Here is a 21,167-nt window from a genome sequence, read left to right on the forward strand (position 1 = left end):
AAAACCATGACAGGCACGAAGCCGAGTGAGTGTCGCAGGCGAGCCAGACGCAGCAGCCGAATGGACTATCAGAGTGCTGAAGGAATGATGACGAAAATGAAACGGAATGGCGCGCAATGAGCCTGAGAGGGGGGCAACTGAGAGTTCGTGGTTGTTGGAGTAAGGAGAAGGCGAAAGCCTATAAACAACCCGAACCGAAAGGAGCTACTGTCAAAGATAGCGAATGGAGCGCATGCAGTGGAATGAAGGATTCATGACTGAAGCTCTCTGTAGGACATAGTAGGCTGCTGTGACGATGACGAGTGAACTGCAGGAATCATGACAGGCTTGCAGAGCAACCCGAAGGGCGTGAAGTGGCTGTTATGCCATTAGAAATAGACGCGACATAACAGCTACTGAAACGGGCTGGTATGATTTCCTGCGGAACGAGGAAGAGGAACTCCGCTTTACCTGTGGGGATTGAGGGATTGCTTAATTATAATCCTAGGCAATCGTTCAAATACAATTTAATTTTTTCGTTCAGAATGCATCCCTTTTTCAGTATTGTCCGCAACTTCATCTGCATAATTCAACCAATCCATAAAAAAATCTATTGGATCGTGGGTACACTTTACCTTTTCTAAGATGTTCTTTAATTCAAAATGTATTTGCTGAGCTGTATTCAGTTGCAATCCATGCTCACGAGAAAGCATAAGATATCTGAAGGTTACAACTTCTTTTCTCAGCCTGTTGAAGAGATCATTTTTGCTATTCGAATACTTCGAGCACAGCCTATCTATTTCCGATTTGTCGGAATCGTAATTATAACAGGCCATTACGAGCCAAATTTTCCAAAACTCCTCTCGGTATAATAGCCTCGATTCATTGAATTTAGCTGGAGTCACTATAAGATTATATTCTCTACCCAGTAAGGATTCAGATACCGATCCCGTCAACCCTCTAAAATCTACTGAAACCCTCCCAAGCTCAATGAATTCAGAAGACCTGGGTGAAATGTATTTAAATTCCAATTCCTCAAACTTAGATTTAGCCTTCATCAATCCATCTAAATTATCCTTGACAAACACCATTACAGGTACCAAAATCTCCCTTTTTGCTTGTGGTTGCTCTGCGTGGTTTATTCGAGTTGAAACCCCAGATGCAATCCTTAAAAAGTCGAAATCCTCAGATCCAACGTATAGGATGTATATGCCTTTATTTCCCTCACCAAATACCAGACTAAAATCCAATACTAAGTAGGATGAATAATATTTTGCAACTCCCGTTTTGGGCTGATTAAGTTTCGGAATTTTAATCAATACTTTTCCATCATTATCAATAAAGATCGGATAACCTACTATACCAGTTTTATAGCTGGAAAAACTATAGAGATAGAAAACTCCTGTAGGTCCTCCATATTTTTTACCTTGGTAGATAGAATTTTGTTTTTCATAAATTTCTGGATGGATACTCTTTCTCAAAGAATCAAAATAGTTTCCCAAATCACCTCGGAAAAACCGGATAAAATTCGGTTTTAATAAATGTTCTTTCACTTGAGTATTTGTTAACTGACTTTCTTTACTAAAATTTTTAGGGAATATATTTTTATCGATTCTTTCATCATCCAAAGAGGTAATACCATGTAACATTTTAAAACTTACTAAGCCAGCCTTTGGGAAGTCCACATCTTCTCTGAATCCAGAGTAAACACCATTCAAATATGTACCTTCCTTTCTCAAGGGAATCTGTAGCACAAAATGGAGACGCGAAACGTCTTTAATCTGCGATTTATTTACAGATTTATTACTGAATGTTCCATGTAAAAGTTTTGAGTTGTGAGATTTCAACATTCCAACTAACTCTTTAACTTCGTTGTTTATCAAGTATCTAATTATTGATTGTCCAGTGCTCTTAATTTGCAAGAGAATCGTTCTATAAGCTCCTGCGTCAGTTATATTTTCTTCATCAATATCATCGTATGCAGAATCTAAGTGCCTACCAACATATATGCCTACATAAGGAAAAATAGAGTTGATATTTTCTACAGAAGGAAGATAATGGATGCTATCGAAAACTCTTTCAATTTCAGTATCTAACCTTTTTTCATAGAGGAAACTAAAAATACTATCGTCAATATTTCCACTATCAATAATGGATTTTGCCTCGGCAATACTTTCAATCATTTCAAGTACCGCTACTCCACATGCAGGAATGGTTTGACTCCTACTTGAACTACAATAAGTTGCAAGCAATATTTTCCAATCCTTCGCTAATGATCCACCAACGTAGATTGTCAAAAAAGTATGCTTCTTTTCTCCTTTAATAATGGATAGTTTTTCATTATTGTTACTGTGAGGCTTACCTTTACAATCAACAAATAATAAATTCATTGCCACAGGACTTCTTGAAAATAATTGTGGCGAACCTTTGTCATAATAAAATTTCTTTTGATTTGCATTCCATTTCTTGTGATAATAAGACAATGAACCTTTAACCCATGTATCAGCATCATAATTCTCAACTTCGAGAATTGCAAAATTGATTTCTTCATCCTTCCAGTAGTAATACAAATAGAAAAGCGGCTTTCCTTCTACCCTTTTCTTTTTTCTTTTTTCTCCAATTTCTTTGGAGTATTTCTTGAAATAGAAAGCAACCTCTGTTTGATTCTTTGTGAAATCATCATATGCAGTTGTTATATGAAATATATTTGCTATTAAATTTAAAGTGTCTGAATTACTGTTAGTTTTTAACTTTTTCTTTAGGGTATTAAGTACGGCTTTTGGAGTTATCTTAACTGCAGCTTGATTTATTTTATTGGATTGATTAATATTCTTTAGGCGCTCCTTTATGTAAGCTGTTAAATTTGAATCCTTAGAATTTATACCATTGAATTGTTCGCTTTTTGTTGCGCTAAACCAATCCGTAGGCATTCTGCGCGAAAAAATAGAGATAATATACATTTTATACGCTTGAAGTGAATCCTTATTGTCACTTGTACGTTTTCGTTGATTTTTCATTTCACTGTATCATTTTTGATTCTCAGGAAGTTCCCGAGAAGTTCCAGAGAATTTTATGAAACCAATATTTGAAGCTCCTAACTATGCCTTTGCCAATCAATTTTTAAATGTATTAAAAAAGAACAAAATACAGATTAATCAGGGTAGATAATACTATTGGGCACTGAGCAGGTTTTTCAAAGAAAAACTCTGCAAGCCACGGGGGTGGCCTACAGAGCTTGATAGACGGATTCGAGCTTGAAGATTCATCCGTCAGTAGTAATATGACATATCATACCTACTGAGTAAAGAGTGTTGTTGTGAATAGGGGAAGGTAAGCTATCAGGATGAATAACGAGGACCGAATCCACACTGTGGAACTCGGTCTTTTTTGTTTAACCTTAAAATAGCCAGCTTATGAAAAACTTCCCAACAGAAAAATGTCCTTCCGAAGATTCTCAATCTCCATCTCCTGCAGCATGGTGGGAAAGTCTAACCATTGATCAATGTTTCGAAGCAGCTTCCTACTGCTCATCTGAAGAATGGTTATTTATCCAAAACTCATCGGATTTAACCAGTAATGCTGAGCTTAAAAACAATTCAATCACATCCAACGAACAAGTTTACACAGTGATAATTCAATAAACTCTCCTTAAAAAATTAAAACCAAAACACATGAAAACAACCACACTTCAATCCCGCTTTTCAGATCCAGAGATCGAAAAGGCTATCAGCGACCTTAAAATTCAATTGCAATCAATTCAGCTGATGGGTAGGTATGACGCTGAGACATCCTTACCCCTCACCGAAGCACAATGGCGTGCTCGAATCTTCAATTTCATTCAGACTAAAGTTCAAACTGTCATTAACCTGGTTCAACAAAAGCTTCAACCGTTAGCTGGTATGGTTGTACGGGAACGTATTCTTAAAGCTGCTGGTGAAAAAACCTCTTCATTACAAAATGAAATAAACTATGAAAAGCTACAAGTACAACAGCTAAAAAATGAAGTCAACCAGTTTCACCCCAATCACGAAAAATGGACACAGCAAAAGATTGTGAAGGTCTTTATTATTGCAGGATCAGCAGCGGATGCATATCTGACCTATGACTCACTTCGAGCAGGCGGTTTACCGTTCATGCCCTCATTAGTATATGGCATTCTGGTAGGTGGTGCACTGGCTCTTGGTTCCTACCACTTGGCAGATTGGATTATGAAGACCAGGAACGTAATCAAGCGAAGAATAAAGGCGACCATAGGATTAACTGTTGGGGCCGTCTTTTTTACGCTTATGGGCCACGCCAGAGCTCTGTACTATAACAGCCATATTGATCTATCGCTTCAAACCAGTGAGATCGTGGCGCAGAATCCATCGGCAATATCAGGTTGGGTTTTAGCCGGAATCAGCTATTTACTTTTTGCTGCCGCTGTACTCTTTTCTGCGCTGGTTTGGGAAACGGAGGAAGAATCACTCAGCAAACAGGATTACGAACGTAAAAAGAAAGAGCTAACTGATTTAGAAGAAAAAATTGAATCCAAAAAACATGAAATAGTAACTGTTGATCAAAAAGCCAATGAAGAGAGTGCACTTGCGCTTCACCGGTTTGAATATGGATTTGGCTGTGAAAAGCGATCCATGGGAGAAGCTGAAGAAGCGGTAGCCACTTATGCAAACACGTATCTCAGCTTCAAAAAAAATGGAGAATGCCCTCAGTTTTTAACACATCCTCCGAAATTCAATTTCACCGTCTTTTTTGTTAACCGTAAAACTGAAGAGTCATGAAACATCTGTTAAAATTCCTTTTATTAGTTACACTGCTTTTTTCCTGCCGGAAAGTGCAAGATGCTAAAATTACTTCCTCGACCTGTGGATCAATATTAATTGATGTCACAGATCCTCATCTCGTCAAACCTGCAGCAGATGACGTCCTGGCGCTGTATAAGCTTTCAGGGGATATAAATAAGGAGGCATCGTTTCGCCTCTCCGTAATTTCTGATCAGAAATTAAACCCTGTGGTTGAATACCATTTGGCTGATGGTGCAACAACCGAACAGAAGAACAGGACTGGAGATTCTCATAATCGTGAAAACCTGGTATTAGCATTCTATGAAAGCGTTAGAAGTTCTCTTTTAAATTTTTGGGCCACGCATGATTCTGTACAATCGCTCAGTCATTCTGAATGCATCAGCAGTATTTTAAATGAAATTACCCGTTTATCACAATCCAGCTGCACAGATAAATTCCTAATAGTTTTCAGCGATCTCCAGGAAAACGCTGCATTCAAATCGTACACAGAGGAAAATATAAATCTACTTAATCGTAACCCTGAAGGTTTAGCCACGCATTTGCTTGAGCAGTATACCATTCCTGAAAATCTCTCCGGAATGACAGTGTACTTCATTAATCTGCCTAGGAATCGTGAAGAAGAAGAGGTATTTCTAAAATGGGTAGAGGTGTACAAACTCCTGCTTGAACCTCGTGGAGCTCAGATAATCGTGCAGGCACACAATAAATTTTTTATTCCATGAGTGGACGTACCCTGGGTGGAAGTTTATTGGCAGTACTCCGATCCCTTTTCATCGGAGTCCTTAAACTTATCGCCATTCTTCTGGCATGGGCTGCCAAACTGAGCGGCACCATATTGTTAAAATTCGGGGAAGCGATAGAAAAAATTGTAACGAGGTAACATGATGCAATTCCTTATAGAGCTGTTTAACATCGTCACCCTGGTTATTGCAGAAATATCACAGGGCATATTTGATGGTATCATCTCACTTTTTCCGGAAGAGCGAAAGACCCGGTATGACGCTGATTTCGGATCAGTAAGCGACACACTCTTCAAATCAGGAAACGGATTTTCAGTAACTGGAAGCAGATTCCTGTCTCTGGAAGACAGTTTTTCTCACATGGTGTGCTTTGGTGGCAGTGGATCCCGAAAATCAAACTCCATTATCATCCCAACAGTTCTGAATGCGCGAAATGTTTCGATGGTGATACATGATCCATCTAAGGAGGTATTTTTCAAAACAGCTTTGGCGAAAAGTAGAGAAGGATTCAAGATTAAAGTGTTGGATTATAACACGCCCGAAAAATCTGAAGGTTTCAATGCGTTGGCCAAGTGTCAAACGTATTCAGATGTGCACAAGCTGGCCAGTGTGCTTGTGAGAAATACCATCGAACATTCATCAGACCCATTCTGGAATAAAAGCGCAGAAACCTTGATTGCTCTCTTTGCAACCTATTTGATCAAATACGCTAAACCTGAACACAAAAATTTTTCGAGTGTTCTTGCGATGGTTCAAAAGTTTAGTTATGACGCAAAAAAGTTAGATGTGTTAATGGTGAAAACACATGATCAACAATTAATTGATCAGTATAAAACCTTTGTTGCGTATCCGGATAAAACTTTAATGAGTGTCGTGGCCACTGCAATTACCGCTTTATCAATTTTTGTTAGTGAAAGTTTGGCAAAGGTTACTTCTTTTAATACCATTGAGTTTGACGAATTCAGAACGCATCCTACCATTCTTTACATCTGCAACTCAGCAAAAGACGCAGAATTCTATCGTGGTATGAGTGCTATTTTCTTTGAATCCTTTTGGGGTTCAATTTTGAATACTATACCAAGTAAAAATGAATACCCAATTCTCTTTCTCATAGATGAAGCATCGTCAATGAAGATTGGATCATTGGCTTCATCGGTAGCCCTACTTCGGAAGCATGCTAGTGCCATTCTTCTTATCTACCAAGATTATAGGCAACTGGAAAATCTTTACGGCTCGTACCAGGCATCCAACATAGTAGCCAACTGCGCTACCAGGTTATATATGCCAAACCAACCTATTGAAATTTGTAAAATGCTCGAAACAGTTTTAGGAAAATATCAATATGAAGATGAGAAGATACTTCGGACACGAGAGTTGCTCACTGCCTCTGAAATAAGGCAATTGAATGAGTCTATCATTTTGTTTAAGAATACAGCACCACTCCGAGCTAAGATGCGGCCATACTACGAAACCCTGCGGTTTAAAAGGCTCACGGAACTTGGTGCATACCAAGTTGAGAATAAGATTCCATTTACATCTCTTCCAGTAATTCAATTTGATTAATCGATGCGGGCTGTTAAAAAGAAGAGTTCCCTCTACTCCTTTCTTGACGCTTCAGGTGTCCTGGCAACCGGCAGTGAAGAAGAAATTCTTAAAAGCAAAAAACTATACTACAAAGAATACAAACGAATCTGGCGTAAAGAGAAACGGAAAACTGAAAAGGAGTTTACATTGTCTTTTACAAATGCTGAGTTCAAACTGATTACGGAGGCAGCCAGAAAGCATAAAATGAGTCGTACAAAATATATAAAACGAACGACGATTTGGCATATGTCGCAGGTCTACATAGTGCCAGATATAGTTGAAGTACGACGAATCAGTCAGTGGCTGGGAATGCATTACAATCTAATAGCTCAAATGATTGATGATGAAAAAATATCATCTCAATTAGGAAATTCATTACTCAGAAAAATAGAAGAAATCGAGCACCAAGTGCTCATCCACTTATGTAATCCAGACACTTTAGAAGACTGGATTAATCGAGAAGTGAAGAAGAATCCAGATTTGAAAGAAAAAATTCTTCGATTGCTTACTACAATCTCATCCGATGGTGCTCAAAAGCCTCACACGTAAATCACCAAGCACTCGACAGTTATTAAGTTATCTCACTGAGAAAAAAGAAAAACTGATTGGAGACAAGCAAACTCCAATCCTTATTCGACATAATATTCGATCCAGAAGTCTGGATAAGATTGTCAAAGAATTTGACCACAACGAAACCTTCAGATTACACCGGCGTAAGGATAACGTCCGGGTATACCATACGATACTTTCCTTCTCAAACAGGGACCGTCAGCATATCAATGAGAAAATGCTTCGTGATATTGCGAAGCAACACATGAAATTGCGAGGCAATAACAATATGTACCTCGGCGTGGCACATTACGACAAATCTCATGTTCACCTACACCTCGTGATGTCCGGTACTAAATATCTCACCGGCGAATCCAATAGGCTATCCCGAAAGGAATTTCACGAACTAAAACTGGCAATGGATTTATACCAGAAACAGCGGTACCCGGAACTCATCCACAGTTTACCTCGGCATGGTAGATCACAAAAATTGAAGGAAGCGCAACGTGAGCCGGAACCAACTAGAGGTAATTCCCGTGAATCTCAAAAGGACACCTTACAGCAAATTCTTGAAGAAGCCTACGCCAAATCAAAGTCGCGGGACGACTTTATAAACCACTTGAAATCGCATAACCATGTGGTCTATTTCCGAAATGGCCGATTACAAGGGGTGAAATTTGAAGGTGACAGAAAATTTAGATTCAGTAGGCTCGGGTATGATAAAGATAAACTAGAGAAGCTTGATGCCCTTCGCATCAATGAAGAAAAGAACCTGGAAGACTTACGGGAGCTTAGAGCCTCTCGGACTTTAGAGCGTGACCAGGAGAAAGAAAAAAGCGACCAAGATGATGACAGGTTCGATTTAGAAAAGGATATTGATTCCGATGAAGAGGAAGTTAAAAATGAAGAAGCCCCCGAAGTAGAGGAGGAAACTGATGACACTGGTTCAGATGATGACTCCGTTGAGGAGCTATCAGATGAAGCAGATGACATCTATCAGTAACGATGCAATCGTTACCGCTCAAGTATAAATGCATTGAGGGGTTTGGGGAGGTACTCCTCCCCAACAAGATTGCATCTCGCCATGATTACGCATCTTCATGGCGAGATGCAATCTTGCAATTCTTCGCATTAATTTTTCCCTTAATTTAACTTGTAAGGTTCTGCCCTTTATTCCCTGGCAGAACTTTTCCTTATGGCATTCACCAAAACTGAAAAGTTTTGAATATTTGCATGTAGAAAACAGCCGGAATTTTTGAGGCAACCTTGCGAAGCAAGAGGAATTATAAATCCTTTTCTACATTCCGCTCGCGGTCCTCGGCCCGGTCTCTTATCTGCCCCAGCACCTCTAATTCATTTTTCGCTTTTTCCATTTCATATTCCTGTTTGCCGGCAAAGAAACCGGAGAAATATTCATTGGTTGACTTCAGGCTCCCAATAAGGTTCGAGACCAGAGACGGTAAATACTTGGTTAATATATACCCGTGGTTGAAACCCTTAATAAATTTTTTTTCGTCACTCATAATCCAAAAGGTTCTTTTGCATGTTTTTCAAGATACTCATTGAGTGAGTCAGTGTCGTACAAAATGAGCTTTTTTTCTGGTTGGGCAAACCTGATTTTACCTTGGTCTCTGAGCTTCTGAAGAGTTGTTTTGCTTTTGATCCTCAGCTTTTTCATGGCCTCTTCGTCTGAAATCCATTTATCCTCCTTTTCGCCTGCTTTTTCTTTGAGACGTTCAACGACTTCTTCGATAAGGGCGTATAGAGCTTTATCTTCTAGGCAAATGACTTCCATGCTAGTTTAGAATTTCAGTAGTTTCCAACAATCGGTCAGCATATGCGAACGCTATTATCTTGATCCATGCTTTGGTAACCACTACGATCCAGAAAAGGAGAATGGCAATTAAAACTATGGTGGAAAAGTGAAAAGTATATGGGAATACAACTGGATTCCACGTCTTAGTGAGAGCCAGCCATAGTACATAATTAAAGATAAGAACCACCAAACAAATGGTTATTCCATACAACTTTAAGCCCCAAAGATTTCTTCTAAACCCATAGCTCGTATTTTCCTTAAGCAATAATGGAAAAGACTTTGAATCACGCGTTCTCGATAGCAGATATCTTGTCCAAGCGGCATACGCTTCATCTGAAACCTGTGGTGTTGTTGTTTCTATTTGTAGCGAAGGAATGGGAATTACTGGGCATAAAGAGAGTAGTTTAGTGTGGTACCTTTTTTTAGTAACTGAATCTATTGTGCTATCCGATAATCTAAGAATGATCGTGGTCGGTGGGCCTCCCCAGGACTGCCATAAGCCTTTTTCCTTCAATTTTCCCATGTCCCTACCAAGTTGAGAGAAAAGATATGTCAGCACACCTCCAATTCCCAAGGAAGATATGCTGTAAAAAATATTTTCAACTTCGATTGAGTATGCAATGCCGATAACAATTATTGGAAGAAATAAAATTGCAATTGGATAAATCCGGGCTTTGAGGGTGTAGTTATCGAACAGGGTCATGTAGGTAGATTAGAATACAAAAGGCAAAATACCACTTGGGGTTAAGATAGTTAAGAAAACAGGGAGAGGTGTTGTTAATGACGAAAATTCCTTTTTGAATGCTTTAGCCGTAGCTCTATCTACTCCGCTCATGCCATTTGGTCCAAATGGATGCGTATGCCATTCTCCAATATAACCAAGTTGATTGCCTGTCTGATTAGTTATTGATTCAATCTCCTCCGACAACCCTTGCACTCCACGAAAAAAACACACTGGATTGGCTGAGCTATCTGGTGGAGCCTTTATCAGATCAACTACGTGTAACGTTTTGGTTTTATAGTTAGCTGAACCAATAAATACCCCTCCAGTTTCGTGTGGCATGGCTAAACCCATTTCTTTTTTCATTTCCACTAATACATGTTGACTCATCCTGACTTGCCACGAAGAATCATTGACGCATGGGAGAATTAACATTGGTTGGATTTCTATTGCTGATGTTCCAATAGAAATACTTTGATCTGAATTAACACTACAGATAAAAATTCTCCCTAGTTCCGATTGTGCTTGCTGGCTTTCTTTTTTTATTACCTGAGAGAAGTAAGAAGCATGGGTGCTAATTATATCATCCGAAAGAACTATTGTTTCCGAGTTACAACCAACACCTACATGTAAATTAAGGTTACCATTATTATCAACACTTTCCCTTCTCAGCCAATCAGAAATTAATGGTACCTTCTTATATTGTGCATACGACATTAGTTTGAGATCATCAATTCTAGGATTACGACTCTTTCCTTCGACATACAGCACACCTAATTTACCATGATCTGAAATTGATCCGCTACAAATTCGAATGCCGTCTTCGCCTCCATGTTCGGAAACTAAACTATTAAAGAAGTTTTCTGATGCGGTAAAATCTAATAACCATTCTCCATTCTTCAATACTACCTCTAAAGAATTAACTGCAAATGTTGGTGAGGTAGGGATGGCTAAAATCGGAAAATCTTCATTTCGAAACATGGATTTGGCCGCGTTCCGCAATGCCGTAGCTTTATTCATCCCTTCATACTCAGGAAGTAACGCATGTCTAACCAGATTGTGTGGAGATAAATAATCGTTATCAAAAATTGTCAAATCCTTTACCCCATTTCTAATAAAATGCATAATTACTTTAGAACCAAGTGCACCGCAACCCACCACTGATGCATTGTGTAGATGAATTGGTGTTCCCGAAATAAGTGCAGCTTTCTCTGAGGTTAGGGGCTCACTATGGGATTGAAAAAACACAGGAATATTATTGATTGCTTTTCCCGTTTTATCATCATCAGAAAGTTCAATGTAGTAGTTGATAAATTCAAGTTTTCCTGAAAAACCAATTATTGGTTTGGTTCTTCTTATTGCTGTAATTACGGGAATCTCATGAAAAAAATTTACCGATTCAGCAATGAATTCTTCAAGCCCGGAAATGTCTATGGAATAACCGTCACAAAACGCTTTCAAAGTATTCCAGTCACTTGGTAGGTTCGTGTCATAATTTGAAAATTCTCTATTATCATTTGACCAGATCAAATACCCAATCTGATACTTCTTTACCTTGAAAGTTTTTTGTTCAAGCAATTTTTTTATAGATTCAACATATAATGTCAAAGCAGTACTATACTCAGTATTGTTAACTAACCATAGTAGTTTGAAAGAAGGAGGGTCATCATCGTTCGCAATGTTTTCAAAGAAGATGACTGCAAAATTCGATTTATCCTTAAAAGATAGATTTTGTTCAACAATGGAATGCAGTTTATCGTAGGGATAGATTACTTCACCTCGGTATCCCTCTAATCGTATCGGTTCAAATTGTTGTGAATCCTCGGTTAATTCCCCACAGGCAGCATCACGCAACCAATTACTGGTTCGTGTTAGCAAATCTTTTATTTGCTTATTTGCAAACCATTCATCGATATTGCCTCTGATAAGGCAAAATCCGGGAGGTCGATTTTTCTTGGCTACATATAGGTGAGCGAGTTGGTTTTTAGGAAAATTGGTACGATCAGGAAAAACTTTTGGAGCTTTAGAAGGATAATTGTTTTTATCAAAAGCAATTATTACTGGCTCATTTGGGCGAATATCAATATTACCAGCGTTGCCAAGAGGCGGGAGTTCAACTGGAATTTTGACACAAATAGCAATGTGATTATCATCCCATATCAGTTTTTTCAGACTCTTATGGAGAGAAGAACTTAATTCAGCTATTGAATCATTGAGTTTCTTATTCTCAATCTCCCCTTCGAATGGAGTGAGTGTTGAACTAAAAAGTAATGGAGCCATATCTAGAAGGAGTATTTACCGCTCCCAACCCTGCAGACCCAACTGATTGAGACGATCCTTCTGTCTTCTTAGGTGGCATAGGTCCTTGAGGTGTAATATCAAAAATGATTGGTTGAGGAGTTTTGCCAACCTTAATATGAACTTCTGTATTCAGAAAATTCTTCTCGGTAACCTTGTTGCAGTATTGCTTTTTCGCGGCATAATGCGGTGGATTATCCTCATTGTCCTTAATTTCCTTACTTGAGGCAATTACCTTCGCACTATTCCTCTTGTAGTCTAATACTTCAAGCGACGTTGCAGTGGGAGTAGAATGCTCTTCTTGTGGCGTATCATTGAAGAATGACCATGAGCAATGGTGACATGCTAAGAATAAATCCCAATTAAGTGCCTTTTGGTTTACGTCATTTTTGTATTTCTTTGTTTTTTCCAAAATCACTTTCCAAGCATGGTGGTCGGCATCACCTCCAAACATTGCAAGTGCGCTAAAATCTGCGCTCGTATCAGTAGCTTTAAACCTTGCTTGGAAAACTAAGCTAACATGGTTTTTATCACTCTCCTCATCTGTTAATTGCTGCTGATAAGGTGAATGAATAAAAATAGAAAAGGTTTTTAGCTCTCTATCATTAAAACGGCTCACAATATCACCCGGCACTTTTCTTACAATATCCAACCCACTTAAATCCTCATTTGTATCTCTTCCTACTATTAAAATGCGATTGCCTGGCTTATCTTTATCAGGACTTTTATCTTGATGGAGCTTTATTCGTCTTTTGGCCTCTTTATTAAAGCATCTTTCATCATCGTTTGTAGCAGTACCCATTACCATGGGGGAAAACCACAGAACTTCGATTAAAATCTCACCATCATCCTTATTTTTCTTTTTATAGTTTTTCGGATCTCCTTGGTAAAAATTGTTTTCGAAGCCAAGAAGATGATCTTCATCGCCGTGTGTAAGAATAAATACATCCACGAACGAAATGCCATCTACATCATTGACTTTTTTCTTCTTTAAAACATTTAAGAGATCTGCCTTTACATCATACTGTTCTTGGTTTGTGGTTCCCTTACTGGATTCTCGGATATTACAATCAACCAATATTTGAGTGTTGTAGCCGCTCTCATGGATGGAGATTAATGATTGGTCGCCGTTTCCAACGGGATAATATTTAATTGTCGAAGTAGAATTCATAATAATATTTTGGCGACATTACCCAAAACGGAGGCCGAAGTAGAATTCGTGCCAAAATGTCTGTTAATAACTACGCTTGGTTATCCAACTCGCAGGAAATATTGAAGCCATGAGTATAACTTTGAGAGGATATGCAATTGCGTAGTATTATGAATAAGCAAAGTTTGGTGTGCAAACTGTGTGCAAATAATTAATATTTCTAGTGTCCTCGCAGAGACTCGAACTCTGGACCCGCTGATTAAGAGTCAGCTGCTCTACCAACTGAGCTACGAAGACATTTTATTCCACTTTCGTGAAAGCCCGCAAAGGTCAGCAAATTTCATGGAAAGAAAGAACTGATATCTGAAGTAATTGACTAATTTCGTTTCCCTAATCATTCCTACAGCAACAATGAAAACAAAAATCATAGTAGTGATCGCCTTCGCTCTTGCTGGACTGCAGTCAGCCAGCGCACAGCATGCCACCATTCAGCCGGATGGAAAAAAATATAAGGTTGAACTCATCAGGCAGGGATCAGATGAAGCAGCCATTGTGCAAACGCTGATCTTCGACAACGGCATGTTGCAGACACCTGGTTTTAATTCGCTGGGTTTTAAAGAGGCCACTGCCTATCTGAAACAAACGGAAGATTATTTTACATGGGTATCAACCGTCAACAGTGCCGGGGAAGGTGCGATGGGCTGGCAGGGAACCATTAAAGGCGATAAGATCGAGGGCACCTGTGTCTGGAGAAAACAGGGAGCACAACCGGTGCAATACAATTTTAAAGGAACAGAAATTACAGCCGGGGGAAAGTGATTTCCTATAAGGTGGAAGTCATAATTCCGGGCAGTGCATCGCTGTCCGGATTTTTTTTGCGGTTATATCAGCCCTGTCCGTGGCCGGCATGTTCATCGTCGTGATGTTCGCCGTGTTTTATCTCCGGCGCGAAAGCTATCACGAAACAAAGGAGTGCGCCGGCACCGCCTACAACCATCACTATTTGAGGAAACCAGATTTGAAGTAACATGAACGGCATTATTTTTTGTGCGGTGCGAAAATAGTACGTAAAGCGGATATTTTCTGACCGGATTTACAACAGATCTTTTGAAGGCATCATTTGCTGAGCGGAACACCCTTCGTCAACTTTTTCCGCTCAGGTTGAAACCGATTCGTTTGCGCGCATCTGAACTTTGTGCTGTTAGCACAAATTCTTCAACATCGGCAGCGATAATTTTTCCCAGGAGCTCCGGCGTGCGCTGATCTTTCGGAATAGCGGCAAGACGCAGGTCGCGGTTTTTCACCGTTTCTTCTATGATCTTCCGCACACTGCGGCCGTTGCCAAAATACCGGTCGCGTGTATCATAAAGCAGCTGCAAATATTTCTGCAGGTGCAGGGCGGCATCTTCGCTGGCGACAAGGTTCTCGGCTTTCAGCATGCTCAGGGCGATCGCAAATAACTCCGCCGGTGTATAATCGTCGAACGTAAATGTTTTATCAAATCTTGATTTAAGCCCCGGATTTGAATCGAGGAACTGCATCATATTATCAGTATAACCGGCAACGATGACCACAAGCCGGCCCCGCAGATCTTCCATCCGCTTGAGCAGTGTTTCAACCGCTTCCTGGCCAAAATCACCTGCTGTTTTTGAGCCCAGCGCATAAGCCTCATCGATAAAAAGCACGCCTCCCTTAGCGCTGTCCACAACCTGTGCGGTTTTGATGGCTGTTTGCCCTACGTAACCTGCTACCAGTCCCTGCTTATCCACTTCTACCAGGTGTCCTCTCTCGAGCAGGCCAAGTGCTTTGTAGATGCGAGCAATGATCCTGGCAACCGTGGTCTTGCCGGTTCCGGGATTACCAATAAAAATGCTGTGCAGAGAAAACCGGTTCAGCACATCCTTACCTTCTTCGCGGTAGAAACGCACGAGCTTCACCATTTCATTGATCTCCGTTTTGATAAGGCCCATACCTACGAGGCCATTCAGTTCCTGCAATGCATCCTTCAGCAGGTATTCATCTATGGGAATATCCGGTAATTCCTTTTCACCCGCAGCGAATATCCGCAGGATGTCTTCCTTTTCAAGTGTGGTGAAACTTTCCTTGTTGAGTGACCGCGGGTCGTGATGGCGCATGACACGCAACCCCATGTTCATCTTTGCTTCATCCATCCATCCGTTTACCAGCCGTGCATTACCGAAGGTGCGGTCGCGGTTGCGGTAGGCTTCCACCAGTTTTTGCGACAGGTAAGCTTTTGCCTCCGGCGTGAAAATAAGGTTGCGTTCGGCGGCTGCATACGCCGCAATGGCATCCAGCTCCTGCGGCAGGTAGTCGGGAAACTCAAACACGCGGCTGAACCTTGATTTCAGTCCAGGGTTGGAGTCGAGAAATGTATTCATCTCCTCAGGGTAGCCCGCCACGATAATGGCAATATCTCCTTTCCCGTCGCTGAGTTCTTTAAGCAGTATCTCGATTACTTCCTTACCGAAATCCCTGTTGTCATCTGCCTTCCGGGCCAGGGCATAGGCCTCGTCGATAAACAGCATACCGCCGCGTGCCCTGTTAATCACCTCTTTCGTACGCGGTGCTGTCTGACCGATATATTCTGCCACCAGATCAGCTCGATCCACCTCCACCAAATGTCCTTTGCTGAGCAAACCCATCCTTGCATAGATGCGGCTCAGCAGGCGGGCCACCGTAGTTTTTCCGGTGCCGGGATTGCCGGTGAAGACAGCATGCAGGTTGAGTTTGTCGCCATCTGCCAGCCCTTTTTCCGCACGCAGCCTGGTAAATTCCAGGTATTGGAGATATTCATGAATTTTTGTTTTGATTGCAGAAAGGCCAATCAGGCTGTCGAGCTCGCGTAATGCATCGTTCAGTGTTTCCTGCGTCTCCGAAGATTGTTGCTGTGCAGGGAGTTTGTACTGCGGTGTATTGAGGATGGCCACCTCCCCTTCTTCTGCCTCATCACCCACCGCAAAAGGCACGACGCCGATAAGGTGATCCATGAAAATTATTTCCAGTGTAAAGCTGCCGGGATACCACGTGCCTTTCATATCTGAGCCCCAGCCAGTCGTGAGCGTAAAAAGCCCGTCACTGTCAGGATTCATGAAAAAGAATTCAATACATTCTCCCTTAAGCTGCCGTGCATCGTTGTAGAAATCAAACTTCATTTCGCAGGGCCAGTTAACATCCGGCATCAGGTTCTTCAGAACCAGCTCAGCCCAAACGAAACGGGTTTCATCCTTATTGAACTTTGAAAGATACCTTCGTTCCGCCAGGGGCAATCCGGTATTCGGTCCTTCATATAACCTGACCGATTCGATTCCCAGGTACGGATTACTGTTATTAGTGACTTTTCCGCCATTGATGATATAAAATTTCCTGGAACCGACGAGCACGCCATCCACCCATGCTTCCCAATAGTACTGTTCTTTTTTCCAGAATGAGCCGGGTGAAGGATTGCCCCATCCTTCCCGGAAATAGATGATGTTTTCATCCGCTTTAACGATGCGCTCTACCTTGAGATCACAGATTTCCTTACCGCTGGCATGATAGGCTTTGAGGTTCACCTTCACATTCCAGTCTTCCTCGTCAAACCGCTTATTGAACAAAGAAAGTTCTGCATAAATGTAGGTGGTGCCTGACTCCTCCAGCACCTGCTGATACCTGCGTTTGCTTTCCGCCAGCGGATCTGCCGGTCCGAATACTTTCAGGTCGCGGAATTTATAATTTACAGCAGCAGAATTTTTCGGCATGGTGTTTACTGCTAATCAGACTGGTAAATATTTAATACGGTTGGCAATGGCCAACTATTATTATGCTGCTCCCCAACAGCAGTTAAATTTATTCAACAGTTTTCAATCAAAGAAATAACGAAAGCAATAGCCTGTTGATCGTTTGACGCATGCACAATTTTCCACTATGATTGATCAATACAAGGAAGGCATCTTTCACTCCATACGGATGGTTGCCTTCCCGTTTGCTGACCCAACAGTTCCGCAGCTGCAAACAGCTTTGGCATTGCTTCCTTCTACCGGCAAAATAAATCACTCACCAACCATTCTGATTTTGATGCAACGGTTCAACCCAATCCATTACAGCAATGTAAACTAAAATGGAAGAATGTGTGATCCGCACTTCATTCAATCCAAAAAAAATACCGCAACAATGCTGTCGCGGTATTTCAGGCGGCAGTTGGTTTACTGCCACCTAGTATTTGATTTTACCGTTTTCCTGTGATAACAAATTTTGACATCACCACCTGTTCACCGCTGCTTACGGTGACGAGATAGATACCATTCGTGAACCGTCCGGCCAATTCAATATCTGCCGACAGCTGCATGCCGTCAAGCTGTTGCCTGGATGCATAAACTTCCTCACCCAGTAAATTACTGATGCTGATTGTTGCCGCATCAGCCATTCCTGAAAAAGCTGCATCAATATGAATGAAGCTGTTGGCAGGGTTGGGGAAGATTTGCACGGTTGCATCTTTGGCGGATGTGATCGCATCAGATCCTGATTCTTTACAATTGCTGGTGACAGTTATCTCTTTGGTATTTGCATTACAACCGTTGGCATCGGTAACCTTGCATTTATAAACGCCGGGCTGTGTTACGGTATAAGATATTTGCGTTGCACCGGGAATGCCTGCCGAATTCAGCATCCACTGATACGTAAATCCGCTTCCTATGTTTGCGGTCAGCACACAGGTTTCGCCTTCGCAGATATTGGTTGGGCCGCCGACGGTAATCTGCGCTTTCGGTTTTTTCAGCACGGTAATCACTGTACCGTCAGACTGGTTGGTACAGTTGTTATTGTCTTTCACCGTCACCTTGTATGTGCCGTTGCTGACCGGGTAATATTTTTTTGTTGTGGCGCCGGCGATGTTCGATCCGCCTTTTAGCCATTGGTAAGAAGGATAACCCGAAGGTGCGGTGAGATACGTAGGTGATTTGCCGTCGCAGAAAGCCGTTGGCCCAAACACCGAGACAGTGGCTGATGGCAGTGGCAGTTCATTGACATTAATGGCATTCGTGGTATTCTCACAGTTATTATAATCGGTGATGGTTACACTATAGCTGCCGGAAGCTGATGCAGTAAGGGTTTGTCCATACTTACCCGTAGACCATTTATAGGTTTTAAATCCTGCACCGGCATCGAGTACTACACTGCCTCCATCACAAAATACAAGCGGGCCGGAAGGTGTTATGTTTGTTTGCGGTAGCGGATACACTGAAATTTGTATCGCCGGTGAGATAGCGGCGCATCCTTGCTGATTGATCACTTTAACAGTATAGTTGCCCGCAGCAGTAACGGTTAATGAAGTGCCGGTTGCACCGGTTGACCAGATATAGGTTGCATTGTCTTCAATCTTTTTCGGTTTCAGCTCCGTACTCGATCCTGCACAAAAAGCATCCTTCCCGGTATTTTTGATGGTAGGCTGATCCGGTGATGGATTAACTGAAACAGTCACTGTATCAGACGCCCAGTATCCTGCCGCATCATCCCATACACGCACCCAATAATCACCGGAGTTCTTTGCCCAGATCTGTTTGGTTGTTGCTCCTGTTGACCAGAGATAGGCCAGGTGCCCATCGCCGCCGCTCAGGCTCAGGCTGTCGCCTTCGCAAAAAGTAGTGCTACCATTAGTGGTAATTGCAGCTACTGGTGGCGCGGGCGGTGCGTAGTTGGAGGAAGTAATTTTTGTAATGCTATAGGCCGGCAATGTAAATGTAGCTGTTACGGTGCCGGTTTTGATAGTCACGTCGTTGGTCTTGGCTATATAACTGACTGGACTTGCGGAGATGCGTTTATAGCTTCCACCATTTTTGAAAACATCGGCAGTATTGATCTTGATGTCGTTGCCGGAAAGGTTCACCAAAATGGCAGAAGAGCTGGTATTGTTGGAAAACTCCCATCCGTACAAAGCAGGATAGTATACAGAGTCACCCTTATCCACGAGTCCGATAGTGGGAACACCTTCAAAAGTCAGCTGCGAAGCATACTTCATTCCATTAACCGCTTCGCTCACAATCTTGACAGCATTGCCAGCAGCCGTCAGGTTCCAGGGTGTTGTAGTAGGAGGATTGGGTGGTTCCTGGAAACTACCTTCGCTCTTGAACTTAAATCCTTTCGTGTCCGTGAAATAGCCACCATACCCGGCAGTGCCACAGATGGTATGAAAATTCACGTTCGTGATCTTCTCACTTTCCAGGTAATGCAGGGCCTGCGTTGTAACAAATAATGACTGGCCCCAGGATCCGTGAACCGGATAATTGAAGTCCTGCAGGTTGAATTCCGTTATCCAAACTTCTCTTCCCGGCCGAACCAAAGGCAGGTCTTCCGTAGCCATAATATTCCATGCTTTAAACGGGCGATAGAGGAATTCCGGTACATCAGCCATCGTATACTTTCCATCACCTTCCCCGGAAGCTTCAGTACCCGAACCATTATAATACTGATGAAAAGAGATGGCATCTTCACCATCCAGCGTCGTCAGTAAATCATCATCCCATTGTACTCTGCGCGGTTGATTATTACGGTTAAAGGCGCCCTGTGCCGCCACTTCCGCATTGGGAAAATGTGCATGGATGGAATCAATCCAGAGTGATGCTACGGTGCCGTACACTTTTGCATCCGGGAAAATGGAATAGATGTAAGTAGAGTCTTCTTCTTCTGCCAGGTAGAATTCATTACCTAATTCAAGATATTTCACCTCGAGACCGATGGAATCAGCATAGTGCAGCATTTCCAGCTGATAAGCAAGCGTTGAGCTGATCATATTCAGCACAAACAAAGGAGTGGCTCCGGTTGCATCAATCAACACCTTAAAATTTTCAAGTGTATTATACACCGGTGCCTGATTGGGATTATGAGGCGGTACATTCGGGTCATCCACAAACCAACCGGTTTTCCAATCCCACCAGTTAGCATTACCACCGGATGGAAAACGGATGACTTCCGGATTCATCGTTGGTGCTTTGTCGAGCAGGCTCGGATGGTCGATGTACATACCATCGCGTGTGGTATTCTGACTGCCGATACCAAACCAGTCAGGCTTAACATCCCTTCTGTTCGATAATTTCATTCCGAAGGTTTGCCCCTGTGCAGGCAGATCCTGCAGCAAAAGAACCGATATCAGCATCGGTAAAATTAACGTAGCGGGTAAAAATTTTTTTGCTCTCATCAGTGGGTTAATTGATGTGGGTCAATTGTAAAAACGCTTTTGTTGAAATGTGGACTTTGAATTTTACCGCTTGGGTAGATGGTAAAGCAGCCAAAGATATTCAAATCTTTCTTTTCAGCGTATTCTTTTAAGGTGCATTTAACTTTTGTGTTAACCTGTTCATATTAACTTTAATCTCTCCGATGGCTGCTGCTCAGCATTATGGCTGAAAAACCATGCTTTTACACGGTAACCCTGCATTTTGAACCCGTGATCAGCACTCAAAAATGAGGTGATGCTATTTACCGGGATTTTACTGCATAGCGGGTGATGAAACAGGCTGCCGGCTGAGCGCTCTGC

At 41.7% G+C, this 21,167-nt stretch carries 18 protein-coding genes and 1 tRNA gene; 9 read left to right on the top strand and 10 right to left on the bottom strand.

Features of this window, described 5'->3' with window-relative positions; genetic code table 11:
* Nucleotides 1–506: 506 nt before the first annotated feature.
* On the bottom strand, nt 507–2,996 hold the full coding sequence (locus K1X61_13360; protein ID MBX7109634.1) for a hypothetical protein: 2,490 nt from the start codon (nt 2,994–2,996) through the stop codon (nt 507–509).
* A 396-nt stretch (nt 2,997–3,392) separates the two neighbouring features.
* Here K1X61_13360 and K1X61_13365 point away from each other — a divergent pair, with 396 nt between their 5' ends.
* Genes K1X61_13365 through K1X61_13395 form a run of 7 tightly spaced genes read left to right on the top strand, consistent with a single transcriptional unit; the run spans nt 3,393 to nt 8,657 of the window.
* Complete coding sequence (locus tag K1X61_13365) at nt 3,393–3,620, top strand: hypothetical protein (protein MBX7109635.1); 228 nt, start codon at nt 3,393–3,395, stop codon at nt 3,618–3,620.
* Between the two features lie 30 nt (nt 3,621–3,650).
* Nucleotides 3,651–4,757 carry a hypothetical protein gene (locus K1X61_13370; protein MBX7109636.1) on the top strand — a complete coding sequence of 369 codons (1,107 nt, stop codon included), beginning with the start codon at nt 3,651–3,653 and terminating at the stop codon, nt 4,755–4,757.
* Entirely contained in the window at nt 4,754–5,503 is a 750-nt protein-coding gene (locus K1X61_13375) for a hypothetical protein (protein ID MBX7109637.1), read from the top strand. Before K1X61_13370 ends, K1X61_13375 begins: the two co-directional genes overlap by 4 nt.
* Nucleotides 5,500–5,661 (top strand): hypothetical protein, encoded by a 162-nt coding sequence (locus K1X61_13380; GenBank protein MBX7109638.1) that lies wholly within the window; start codon nt 5,500–5,502, stop codon nt 5,659–5,661. The genes K1X61_13375 and K1X61_13380 overlap by 4 nt, the downstream gene beginning before the upstream one ends.
* A 1-nt stretch (nt 5,662) precedes the next feature.
* Entirely contained in the window at nt 5,663–7,084 is a 1,422-nt protein-coding gene (locus K1X61_13385; GenBank protein ID MBX7109639.1) for a type IV secretory system conjugative DNA transfer family protein, read from the top strand.
* A 3-nt stretch (nt 7,085–7,087) separates the two neighbouring features.
* Nucleotides 7,088–7,654, top strand: coding sequence for a hypothetical protein (locus K1X61_13390; GenBank protein MBX7109640.1), 567 nt, complete (start codon nt 7,088–7,090; stop codon nt 7,652–7,654).
* On the top strand, nt 7,629–8,657 hold the full coding sequence (locus K1X61_13395) for a relaxase/mobilization nuclease domain-containing protein (GenBank protein MBX7109641.1): 1,029 nt from the start codon (nt 7,629–7,631) through the stop codon (nt 8,655–8,657). Before K1X61_13390 ends, K1X61_13395 begins: the two co-directional genes overlap by 26 nt.
* 280 nt (nt 8,658–8,937) lie before the next feature.
* Here the strand turns inward: K1X61_13395 and K1X61_13400 are convergent, their stop codons facing one another.
* From K1X61_13400 to K1X61_13425, 6 genes are all read right to left on the bottom strand, one after another.
* Complete coding sequence (locus tag K1X61_13400) at nt 8,938–9,177, bottom strand: hypothetical protein (protein ID MBX7109642.1); 240 nt, start codon at nt 9,175–9,177, stop codon at nt 8,938–8,940.
* On the bottom strand, nt 9,174–9,449 hold the full coding sequence (locus K1X61_13405) for a helix-turn-helix domain-containing protein (GenBank protein ID MBX7109643.1): 276 nt from the start codon (nt 9,447–9,449) through the stop codon (nt 9,174–9,176). Before K1X61_13405 ends, K1X61_13400 begins: the two co-directional genes overlap by 4 nt.
* A gap of 1 nt (nt 9,450) precedes the next feature.
* Nucleotides 9,451–10,173, bottom strand: coding sequence for a hypothetical protein (locus tag K1X61_13410; GenBank protein MBX7109644.1), 723 nt, complete (start codon nt 10,171–10,173; stop codon nt 9,451–9,453).
* A gap of 9 nt (nt 10,174–10,182) precedes the next feature.
* Nucleotides 10,183–12,471 (bottom strand): ThiF family adenylyltransferase, encoded by a 2,289-nt coding sequence (locus tag K1X61_13415; GenBank protein ID MBX7109645.1) that lies wholly within the window; start codon nt 12,469–12,471, stop codon nt 10,183–10,185.
* Entirely contained in the window at nt 12,452–13,660 is a 1,209-nt protein-coding gene (locus K1X61_13420) for a hypothetical protein (GenBank protein MBX7109646.1), read from the bottom strand. The genes K1X61_13415 and K1X61_13420 overlap by 20 nt, the downstream gene beginning before the upstream one ends.
* 203 nt (nt 13,661–13,863) lie before the next feature.
* Nucleotides 13,864–13,936 (bottom strand) — tRNA-Lys (locus tag K1X61_13425).
* A gap of 114 nt (nt 13,937–14,050) precedes the next feature.
* On the opposite strand from K1X61_13425, the gene K1X61_13430 reads away from it, so the two are divergent.
* Entirely contained in the window at nt 14,051–14,458 is a 408-nt protein-coding gene (locus tag K1X61_13430; protein MBX7109647.1) for a hypothetical protein, read from the top strand.
* A gap of 67 nt (nt 14,459–14,525) precedes the next feature.
* Here K1X61_13430 and K1X61_13435 read toward each other — a convergent pair whose 3' ends face one another.
* Nucleotides 14,526–14,669, bottom strand: coding sequence for a hypothetical protein (locus K1X61_13435; GenBank protein MBX7109648.1), 144 nt, complete (start codon nt 14,667–14,669; stop codon nt 14,526–14,528).
* Between the two features lie 112 nt (nt 14,670–14,781).
* Complete coding sequence (locus K1X61_13440; protein MBX7109649.1) at nt 14,782–17,397, bottom strand: AAA family ATPase; 2,616 nt, start codon at nt 17,395–17,397, stop codon at nt 14,782–14,784.
* A gap of 166 nt (nt 17,398–17,563) precedes the next feature.
* On the opposite strand from K1X61_13440, the gene K1X61_13445 reads away from it, so the two are divergent.
* Nucleotides 17,564–17,755 (top strand): hypothetical protein, encoded by a 192-nt coding sequence (locus K1X61_13445; protein MBX7109650.1) that lies wholly within the window; start codon nt 17,564–17,566, stop codon nt 17,753–17,755.
* 109 nt (nt 17,756–17,864) lie between these two features.
* On the opposite strand, the gene K1X61_13450 is transcribed toward K1X61_13445, so the two are convergent.
* On the bottom strand, nt 17,865–20,828 hold the full coding sequence (locus K1X61_13450; GenBank protein MBX7109651.1) for a T9SS type A sorting domain-containing protein: 2,964 nt from the start codon (nt 20,826–20,828) through the stop codon (nt 17,865–17,867).
* Nucleotides 20,829–21,167 lie beyond the last annotated feature (339 nt).

This window comes from Chitinophagales bacterium (genome assembly GCA_019694975.1).
Lineage (GTDB): Bacteria > Bacteroidota > Bacteroidia > Chitinophagales > UBA10324 > JACCZZ01.

Bases quoted from the DNA above. Each gene is read 5' to 3' on its own strand.
- K1X61_13420 (MBX7109646.1), bottom strand. From the start codon at position 13,660: ATGAATTCTACTTCGACAATTAAATATTATCCCGTTGGAAACGGCGAC.
- K1X61_13430 (MBX7109647.1), top strand. From the start codon at position 14,051: ATGAAAACAAAAATCATAGTAGTGATCGCCTTCGCTCTTGCTGGACTG.
- K1X61_13400 (MBX7109642.1), bottom strand. From the start codon at position 9,177: ATGAGTGACGAAAAAAAATTTATTAAGGGTTTCAACCACGGGTATATA.
- K1X61_13410 (MBX7109644.1), bottom strand. From the start codon at position 10,173: ATGACCCTGTTCGATAACTACACCCTCAAAGCCCGGATTTATCCAATT.
- K1X61_13405 (MBX7109643.1), bottom strand. From the start codon at position 9,449: ATGGAAGTCATTTGCCTAGAAGATAAAGCTCTATACGCCCTTATCGAA.
- K1X61_13385 (MBX7109639.1), top strand. From the start codon at position 5,663: ATGATGCAATTCCTTATAGAGCTGTTTAACATCGTCACCCTGGTTATT.
- K1X61_13415 (MBX7109645.1), bottom strand. From the start codon at position 12,471: ATGGCTCCATTACTTTTTAGTTCAACACTCACTCCATTCGAAGGGGAG.
- K1X61_13390 (MBX7109640.1), top strand. From the start codon at position 7,088: ATGCGGGCTGTTAAAAAGAAGAGTTCCCTCTACTCCTTTCTTGACGCT.
- K1X61_13450 (MBX7109651.1), bottom strand. From the start codon at position 20,828: ATGAGAGCAAAAAAATTTTTACCCGCTACGTTAATTTTACCGATGCTG.
- K1X61_13440 (MBX7109649.1), bottom strand. From the start codon at position 17,397: ATGCCGAAAAATTCTGCTGCTGTAAATTATAAATTCCGCGACCTGAAA.
- K1X61_13365 (MBX7109635.1), top strand. From the start codon at position 3,393: ATGAAAAACTTCCCAACAGAAAAATGTCCTTCCGAAGATTCTCAATCT.
- K1X61_13380 (MBX7109638.1), top strand. From the start codon at position 5,500: ATGAGTGGACGTACCCTGGGTGGAAGTTTATTGGCAGTACTCCGATCC.
- K1X61_13370 (MBX7109636.1), top strand. From the start codon at position 3,651: ATGAAAACAACCACACTTCAATCCCGCTTTTCAGATCCAGAGATCGAA.
- K1X61_13375 (MBX7109637.1), top strand. From the start codon at position 4,754: ATGAAACATCTGTTAAAATTCCTTTTATTAGTTACACTGCTTTTTTCC.
- K1X61_13395 (MBX7109641.1), top strand. From the start codon at position 7,629: ATGGTGCTCAAAAGCCTCACACGTAAATCACCAAGCACTCGACAGTTA.
- K1X61_13435 (MBX7109648.1), bottom strand. From the start codon at position 14,669: ATGTTACTTCAAATCTGGTTTCCTCAAATAGTGATGGTTGTAGGCGGT.
- K1X61_13360 (MBX7109634.1), bottom strand. From the start codon at position 2,996: ATGAAAAATCAACGAAAACGTACAAGTGACAATAAGGATTCACTTCAA.
- K1X61_13445 (MBX7109650.1), top strand. From the start codon at position 17,564: ATGATTGATCAATACAAGGAAGGCATCTTTCACTCCATACGGATGGTT.